Source organism: Lysinibacillus sp. FW301-JW8, from assembly GCF_058788755.1.
This window is the reverse complement of record NZ_JBYTBB010000072.1, coordinates 18899-27184: the sequence shown is the minus strand read 5'-3', so window position 1 is coordinate 27184 and position 8286 is coordinate 18899. Positions and strand designations below refer to the sequence as shown.

The following is an 8286-nucleotide window of genomic DNA, read 5'->3' as shown; positions in this document are numbered from 1 at the left end:
GCACCTCCTTTAATTGATACCTTTATAGTACCGAGAGGTGCTACGTGATTATATGCGTTATTTGAATACGGGCTTACTTAGTACTTAATAATTCACTCATTCCAAGTGCTGTAAAGTAAGTTAATACTAGAGATGCTATAATAAAACACGGTTTCAATAATGAACGAGTAATAATCATTAGAATAATTCCAATTCCAAACAGCATAATCGTTGCTGTTCGAGTGAAGTCACCACTAGCAAGCTCCTCAAGATCCACGTTCTGAGATGTTTTTCCGCCGATTGCTACCTTTGCACCATTTAGCTCACCACTTTTAATGATAGCTTGTACCTCTTGTTCAACTCGTTCTACAATGGTCATTGCTTCCTTTGAATATGGGTTAACTTCTAATATAATGCCCATTTGAACTATTTTTCGATTAGTAGACATATACATATCCAATGATTTTTGGAATTCATCACTTTCTAAAACATCTTGTGGAATATAGAATTTTTCAGAGGCCTTTGATTCACTAAGCCCTGTTAAATAATCTTGAGCATCTGTTAAACCTGTACTTACTTCTTTTAAGCCTTTCGTACTTTCTGATAACCCCGATTGTAAGGCTTCCATTTTATGAGCTAAATCTGTTAGTCCAGTGAGTAATTGCTCTTGCCCCTCGTTAATCGTCGTTAAACCTGATTGAAGGACCGGTGTTTGACTGGCAACTTGGTTCGAACCGTTTTCAGCTGTTTGTAATCCTTGCCTTAAGCTGGCTGAACCTTCGTACAGCTGATTCACACCAGCTTGTAATTGTGAAAAATCCTTGTTAACTCTGATAAGTGAGACATTTGCTTCTTTAAATGATTTAAGTATCCCATCATATTGAGGTGATAGCACCTGTAGCTCCTCCAACAACTCTTCTAACTGCTTCTTTCCATTTGTAGCAATACCAAGTGTGGTTTGCACATTGACATCATTAGCTAACTCTGGTTTTGATTGCACTAGTGCATACATTGAATCCTCCGTTTGCTCATACCCTTTTTTTGCACGATCGAGGGCTTGAGCAATGCTTGAAAAATAGGTGCTAAATGAAGATAAATCTTTTTCAATTTCTATATAACCATTCAATAATTTTGACATGGATCTCGATAACACATCCATATTCTCATTTACAGATGCCAAACCATTTTCTAGTTGTTGGGCGCCATTCACCCCTGCACCTACACCGTTCGATAATTGACTAACAGCCTTTCCTAGCTTAACAACACCCTTTTTCACTTCATTTGTTCCATTAATTAATGACTGAACATTTTGTACATCACTTGTATCAGTTTGCTTGAATTGTTTTTCAGCGGAGGATAATCCACTATTTATTTTTCCAACTCCTTCATTCGCTTCGTTTAGTCCGCTATTTAATTCTTTTGTTTGCTCTGTAATATATAAGTCAATGATTTTTTCTCCGGTTGGACGAGTGGCTGTCAATACTTCTGATACACCATCTACTCGAGATATCTGTTCAGCTAATTCATCCAATACTTGCAATGATTTTGCATTATCCAATCCTTCATTTGACTGTATAACTAAGGATGCTGGCGAAGAAAAACCAGCAGGAAAATGATCCTCAATCACGTTGATTCCTTCTTTAGAAGCATAGCTATCCCCCACTTCCAACAAATCATTGTAGCTTGAAGAATGACTATAATGGATGATAAAGGGAACACACAACATCGCAGTAAAGACTAAAACAACCACTGGTCTTAAAACAGACATCTTAGCAAATGCGCCCCAAATTTTACTTTCATTATGTCCATTTATTATTTTCACTGGCCAGAACATCTTCTTCCCTAATAAAGCCATAAAAAATGGATTTAAGGTCATTAAAACCAGGACAAGTACGGCTACTCCAATTGCCACAGATGAGCTTGCTCGGTATAATCCGAATTCAGCAAAAACCAGTGCCATAAATCCAATAAATACCGCGAGTGCACTGTACAGAACGGTTTTACCAGCAGTTTTATAGGTTACACGAATTGCTGTCCACATATCATCTTGCTTCACCAGTTCTTCCTTAAATCGAGTGAATAGTAAAATATTATAATCTGTCCCGACTCCAAATAAAATAACAACTAAAAATACTTGTGTAAAATTAGAAAATGGATAATTAAATTGATCTACTAAGTGTGCAATGATTCCTAGTGACACTAAGTACGCCACTCCTACTGTTAAAAGAGAAACGAATGGGACGATTGGTGATCGGAAAATAAGAATTAGTACAACGATAATAAAGATAATCGCAATCACTTCCGTTTTCTTAATCCCCTCTTGTGTTGATTGGACAAAATCTTCCATTACTAGACTATTTCCTGTTAGATAGATGTCCATATTCTCACTATCTACAATTTTATGAAGTTCCTTCACTACTTCAGATATTTCTCTATTATTTTTTTGTATGGAAAGCTGCGCTAGGATAGTGGTTCCATCTTTAGAAATAAGCTGTTTTTGCGTTTGTTCATTATCTAAATGAGTCACAATTTCCTTAATACTAATCTTCGATCGTTTATTTTTTAATTCCTTAATTATTTTTCCTACTTCTTCTTTTTGTTCATTTGTTAATGCGTTATCATTACCACTATTGAAGACTGCAATTATTTGATACCTTTCATCACTATCTTCATTCATTTGACCAAGCATATCCTCTGCTATATTACTTTGGGCACTTCCAGGAATAGTAATTTGCCCCTTTTCCCGTACTAATGCATCTAAATTCGGCATCGTCATAACAATGATGATTGTAATCACTATCCATAGAACGAATGAAGCTAATCTCCAATTCGTTGTTTGAGTGGAAAAGCAGAATATAAAAGTGCCATTCGTTCAAGAAAAATGATTAGGCACGCTTTTGTAGAATTAGTGTTGGAAAAGGAGTTAGAGAAGATAACTGTTAAAAACATTGTGGAAAGGGCTGAAATTAGTAGAGGCACCTTCTATGCCCATTACTCAGATATCTATGCTGTTATTGAAGAAATAGAAAATGAAATAATGGGAAATATGCTTGAGTTTCTTAATGATTTTAAAGGTGTTGATCTTATTCAAGATCCAATGCCCTTCTTACTAAAAGTAGCTCGTTTTTTTGATCAGGATTTAGAATTTTATCGTATGGTCATCAATACACAAGGTGCACCTACCTTTGTAATGAAGTTAAAAGACATTCTAATAGAGAAAATACTTGGCTACAAAGAAACATTGCAGTCAAATGAAGGGTGTGAAGAGTTAGTCATTCGTGTTCACTTTTTTATAGGAGGACTAGCTTCTTTATTCCAGGACTGGTTCGCAGGGAAAGTCGAATGCTCTTTAGAAGATTTAACAACATCTGTTACCGGAATTATGATACAGGGATTTCAATCCTACACGTTTAAATAGAAACGTTGATTCCTCCAAGTTCTAAATCACTAATTAATACATCTATGCTAATGGCTGCTGAATCAGCCTCCCAAAATCAAAGTAATCGTACCTATTTTCGTATTTTCGTTAAGAGACATGACTATAATTTCAACATGAATAAAAAAAGATAATCAATAATATTAATTCACAAATTAATATTATTGATTTTTTTAATTCAAAAAATCAAATTTAATTATTTATCTTTTCTATTTAATGTTATATAATCGAATAAATTAAAAGAAAGGAATTTCATTATGGCTTATAAAGTAATCACCAATTGCCCTGTCTGCAGTCAAACTTTGAAAATTACAAAGTTACAGTGCTCCCATTGTCATACTACGATTGAAAATGAGTTTGAATTATCTAAGCTGGCAACCTTATCAAAGGATCAGCTTCATTTTGTGGAAGTATTTTTAACATGCAGAGGGAATATTAAAGATGTTGAAAAGGAACTGGGGATTTCGTATCCAACTGTTCGAGGAAAGCTCACAGACATCATTACTTCCCTTGGATATGTGCAAAAGAAGAAAAATGAAGTAGATGAGAAAAAAGTTGTAACCATGCTGGAAAATGGCGAAATTACACCCGAAGAAGCCATTAAGCTTTTAAAAGAAGAATAAGGAGGAGTTTATCATGAAAGAGGAAATTACAAGAGTGTTAACAATGATTCAAGAAGGGAAAATTGATGCAGATAAAGGATCCGAACTGATTCAAGCATTACAAGAGAAAGAAAGAACAGGTAATAAGTCTTTTGAAAAAACAACAACTGCCTATTTAGATAAAACATTAAAAGTTCGTGTTGTCTCAGCCGAAAATGATAACGTCACAGTCAATTTGCCTATTAAGCTTGTTAAGGTAGTATTAATGGCTGGACATAGCATCGCAGCGAGTATTCCACAGTCGGAAAAATATGTGAAAGATATAGATATAAACCTTATTATTGAGGCAATTGAAAACGAACTAGATGGACAAATTGTTGATATTAAATCAGCAAACGGGGATACCGTTTCAGTCTTCATTGAGTAGTGATTTGCGTATGATATATGTAAAAGTAAAAGCAAAAGACGTTCGGTTTACCATTCCAGTTCCATATGCTATTTTAAACATTGTTCTTTCTATTTTGTCTTCAAAATTTTTTCAGCATCGTGTAAACAGATGGACAAAAGATTACTTCGAAAGAGAAAAACTAGACCTTACCTTGCCTCAAATAGACAAAAAAATGCTAATGCCTGTTGTCAAGGAATTGAAAAATTATAAAGGGATCGTGCTTGTAGATGTCAAAGCTAAGGACGGTACTGAGGTTAAGGTTAGACTATAGAATACCTTCTACTGACATTTTGAAGAAAAAGCTTAATTTCTCGCTTGCAATACCGAGATAATTATTATATAAAAGATCCAATAATATTTTAAACCCCGTTCTAAATTTAGAACGGGGTTTTGTGGTTTATTAATAGATTCGCTTAAATCGATTAATAAAATAGTTTGTTATAAAAAGCACCAAACCTCTAAGTTATTATTAATCATTTATTTTGTTAAAGCCTTAATGTCTGCCACAATAGTATCAACTGGTACATCGGTTGTACCATCATAATCTTTAACAACTGTACCATCTGCATTGACTAAGTAATATCTTCCCATATGTATAACTTGGTCAGAATTCGGATCATTTTTTACGTGTGATTTAAACGATTTCATTGCAAACTGTTCAATAAACTTTTGATCATAGCCAGTTAATAGCTGCCATTTGCTTTCATCTGGCACTGAATACGTTTTTAAATAATTCGTTAAAACGTCTGGCTTATCCACTTCAGGATCAACACTAAAAGCAACGATTTGATAATCTTCAACATTTTTATCCTTTAAAGCTTTTTGGACCTCTGTCATATTAAACGTCATTGGTGGACATATAGTATTACAGTTTGTAAAAATGAACATCGCCAGCCATGGCTTGCCTTTAAGATTCTCTAGACTAACCTCTTCATTGTGTTGATTTGTAACCGAAAAATCCTGTACCTCTATATTCATTTCTGGTTCAAATTTATAGCTACCGCAAGCAGCTAAAATGCTACTTAATGCTAGTATCAATACAAGCATTGTACTTTTCTTTTTCATTAATTTGCCCACTTCCCTTCAATTTACCACTATTTTTTATTGTATAAATTCTAATCATTAAATACAAGATTATGGTCTTAACCTTACTATTTTATATGTCCAATCTTTGTATTTTGTATGATTTTTCCACGCGAATATCCTTTATATCCCAGATAATTCTCGCTTTTTTAAATTTTTTTTAAAGCTGTTTTTTACTATTTTGGTTATTTCCCAAGACATCAGATAATTGTTATATAACAAATTTTTTATGCTTTTTTAAATCTTCCATTATTTGATAGTACAATAATAAATTCATTAAAATTCTCTTTCGTGTTTAAATATTCTCCTACATTCAAAATTATTATCACTAAACTATTTCAATAATATTATTCTAATAGGTAATTCGATTCTCTTTCATACGAAATACTTCTATTAAATCCTTATTATTTCTATGTTATTTCCATAAACATGAAGAGACTAAAAATTATAAAAACTCAAAATTTAGTATTGCATTATAGGAATATACCTCATAAAATAAGTGAGTATAACGACGATCAGGAAAGAAATATGTCGTTTAAAACAGAAATATAACACTTTAGGGGGAATAATAATGGCAAACATTTCTGGTAACAAAAATGTAGAATCAGTTGATTATAGTGCAATTGAAGCTATGGAATCGTTCAACAACTTCGTGAAAAAGAAAAATACCTTCCTTTTCTCGATTACAGCAGTATTTCTAACTCTTTATATCTTGCTGCCAATCCTTGCTTTCCAGCCTGTACTACAACAAAAATTCATCGGAAATATTACAGGTGTCTGGGTTTATTCAGCTGGATTATTCATTATGACAATCGTACTTTGTACAGTATATGTAAAAAAAGCGTCTTCATTCGATAAAGCTGCAGCAGCGGTGCTAGCAGAATATCATGCGAAAGGTGGAAAATAAATGAATTTGGTATCTGTTGGTTTCTTTTTAGCAATCGTTGGCTTGACACTTGTTGTTACCTATATCGCAGCAAAACGCACGTCTTCTGCAGCGGATTTTTATACAGCTGGAGGAGGTCTTAAAGGCTGGCAAAATGGCTTTGCGATTGCTGGTGACTATTTATCTGCAGCCGCATTCCTAGGTGTATCTGGTGCAATCGCTTTAACAGGTTTTGATGGCTTTTTCTTCTCTGTTGGCTATGTAGTAGCTAACTTAGTTCTTTTATATGTAATTGCAGAGCCAATGCGTAATTTAGGTCGTTATACATTAGCTGATATGCTAACTGCACGTTTCAATGAAAAACGTATCCGTGGGGTTGCTGCTTCAGGAACAATTATTATCGTTATTCTTTATATGATCGCTCAATTAGTAGGTGCAGGTGCTCTTATTAAACTATTATTTGGAATTGAATATTGGATTGCTGTGTTAATCGTAGGTGTGATGATGACAACTTATGTATTGTTTGGCGGCATGACTGCTACATCTTGGGTTCAAATCATTAAAGCAAGTCTTCTATTATTTGGGACAGGTTTATTAGCTACACTGGTATTAGCTAAATTTGATTTCTCTCTTATGAAGATGTTCGATACAATCGCTGTTGATCATGGCGAGAAATTCCTTGTACCAGGAATTAAATATACAAGTACAGTTGATTCTGTTTCTATGATGATGGCACTTGTTTTAGGTACATCTGGTTTACCACATATTTTAATGCGCTTCTTTACTGTTAAAGATGCTAAAACTGCCCGATCTTCTATTTCATGGACTACTTGGATTACAGCTATTTTCTTCTCATTGACTATTTTCTTAGGCTTTGGTGCATTAAATTTTGTAGGTTTAGATTCAATTCTTGCTGAAAGTAAAGCAGGTAACACAGCTGCCCCACTGCTTGCTCAATACTTGGGCGGTGATGTGCTGATGGCATTTATCGGTGCAGTAGCATTTGCCACTATTTTAGCTGTTGTTTCAGGTTTAGTTTTAACAGGTGCTTCTGCAATTTCTCATGATATTTATGGTGAAATTATTAAAGGTGGTAAATTAACTGAAAAGCAACAAGTTCTTGCAGCTCGTACTGGCTCTATTTCTATTGCCATTGTGTCGATTATCCTTGCTTTATTTGCGCAAAACCTAAATGTATCGTTTTTAGTTTCTTTTGCATTTTGTATTGGTGCTTCAGCAAATCTACCTGTTATTCTTTACACAATTTATTGGAAAAAATTCAATTCAACAGGTGCCGTTTCAGCAATGGTAACTGGTTTAGTATCATGTTTAATATTAGGGGCGATGGGACCAAATGTATGGAGCCCTGTTGAGGGAGCAGCAATCTTCGTTGGTAACCCTATTGTGCCTTTAGCAGTACCAGCAATCATTACAATTCCACTTGGCTTCATCGCAGGTTACTTAGGATCTGTTCTATCCTCTAGCAAAGTATCACAGGCAGAAGCAGATCGTATTTACAAAGAAATTCGTGTTAAAGCAAATACAGGTGTCTCGGTTTCTGATATTTCACATTAAATCTTTAGCACTTTACAATCTCAAATTTTCTGTTCTACAACACTAACAATTTAAGTAAAAAACTCGAGTTTTTGGTCGAGTTTTTTACTTTTTTATTATAAAAATTTTACCAATTTACTTATTGAACAATACTATTTCATTTCCAAAAAACAGAAAAAAACCAATTTTCACTAGGTAAATAGTGTTTATTTTTTATGGAAAAAATAAATTTATTTTCAAATTTTAACCTTATTTTATGCCTCAAAATCTAGATTTGTCCCCGTTTCGTATATTTATC

General features: G+C 33.9%; 8 protein-coding genes. 6 read left to right on the top strand and 2 right to left on the bottom strand.

Annotation, left to right across the window (positions count from 1 at the left end; all coding sequences use genetic code 11):
* Nucleotides 1-73: 73 nt before the first annotated feature.
* On the bottom strand, nt 74-2776 hold the full coding sequence (locus AC3WOM_RS22450; RefSeq protein ID WP_492448404.1) for an MMPL family transporter: 2703 nt from the start codon (nt 2774-2776) through the stop codon (nt 74-76).
* A gap of 114 nt (nt 2777-2890) precedes the next feature.
* On the opposite strand from AC3WOM_RS22450, the gene AC3WOM_RS22445 reads away from it, so the two are divergent.
* The 4 genes from AC3WOM_RS22445 to AC3WOM_RS22430 all read left to right on the top strand — a co-directional run bounded on the left by AC3WOM_RS22445 (nt 2891) and on the right by AC3WOM_RS22430 (nt 4736).
* Entirely contained in the window at nt 2891-3397 is a 507-nt protein-coding gene (locus tag AC3WOM_RS22445; protein ID WP_492448403.1) for a TetR/AcrR family transcriptional regulator, read from the top strand.
* 275 nt (nt 3398-3672) lie between these two features.
* Nucleotides 3673-4038, top strand: a complete 366-nt coding sequence (locus AC3WOM_RS22440; protein ID WP_427544640.1) for a DUF2089 domain-containing protein — start codon at nt 3673-3675, stop codon at nt 4036-4038.
* Nucleotides 4039-4051: 13 nt separating this feature from the next.
* The gene (locus tag AC3WOM_RS22435; RefSeq protein ID WP_427544638.1) at nt 4052-4444 is read left to right on the top strand and encodes an SHOCT-like domain-containing protein; all 393 of its coding nucleotides are present in this window, start codon (nt 4052-4054) and stop codon (nt 4442-4444) included.
* A 10-nt stretch (nt 4445-4454) separates the two neighbouring features.
* Nucleotides 4455-4736: a hypothetical protein gene (locus AC3WOM_RS22430; RefSeq protein WP_492448402.1), complete on the top strand. Its 282-nt coding sequence runs from the start codon at nt 4455-4457 to the stop codon at nt 4734-4736.
* Nucleotides 4737-4942: 206 nt separating this feature from the next.
* Here AC3WOM_RS22430 and AC3WOM_RS22425 read toward each other — a convergent pair whose 3' ends face one another.
* The gene (locus tag AC3WOM_RS22425) at nt 4943-5530 is read right to left on the bottom strand and encodes an SCO family protein (RefSeq protein WP_427544634.1); all 588 of its coding nucleotides are present in this window, start codon (nt 5528-5530) and stop codon (nt 4943-4945) included.
* A 589-nt stretch (nt 5531-6119) separates the two neighbouring features.
* Here AC3WOM_RS22425 and AC3WOM_RS22420 point away from each other — a divergent pair.
* Both AC3WOM_RS22420 and AC3WOM_RS22415 read left to right on the top strand, forming a co-directional pair.
* The gene (locus AC3WOM_RS22420) at nt 6120-6455 is read left to right on the top strand and encodes a DUF485 domain-containing protein (protein WP_427544632.1); all 336 of its coding nucleotides are present in this window, start codon (nt 6120-6122) and stop codon (nt 6453-6455) included.
* On the top strand, nt 6456-8009 hold the full coding sequence (locus tag AC3WOM_RS22415) for a solute symporter family protein (protein WP_427544630.1): 1554 nt from the start codon (nt 6456-6458) through the stop codon (nt 8007-8009).
* The last annotated feature ends 277 nt before the right edge of the window (nt 8010-8286 follow it).

Bases quoted from the DNA above. Each gene is read 5' to 3' on its own strand.
- AC3WOM_RS22440 (WP_427544640.1), top strand. From the start codon at position 3,673: ATGGCTTATAAAGTAATCACCAATTGCCCTGTCTGCAGTCAAACTTTG.
- AC3WOM_RS22435 (WP_427544638.1), top strand. From the start codon at position 4,052: ATGAAAGAGGAAATTACAAGAGTGTTAACAATGATTCAAGAAGGGAAA.
- AC3WOM_RS22430 (WP_492448402.1), top strand. From the start codon at position 4,455: ATGATATATGTAAAAGTAAAAGCAAAAGACGTTCGGTTTACCATTCCA.
- AC3WOM_RS22425 (WP_427544634.1), bottom strand. From the start codon at position 5,530: ATGAAAAAGAAAAGTACAATGCTTGTATTGATACTAGCATTAAGTAGC.
- AC3WOM_RS22420 (WP_427544632.1), top strand. From the start codon at position 6,120: ATGGCAAACATTTCTGGTAACAAAAATGTAGAATCAGTTGATTATAGT.
- AC3WOM_RS22415 (WP_427544630.1), top strand. From the start codon at position 6,456: ATGAATTTGGTATCTGTTGGTTTCTTTTTAGCAATCGTTGGCTTGACA.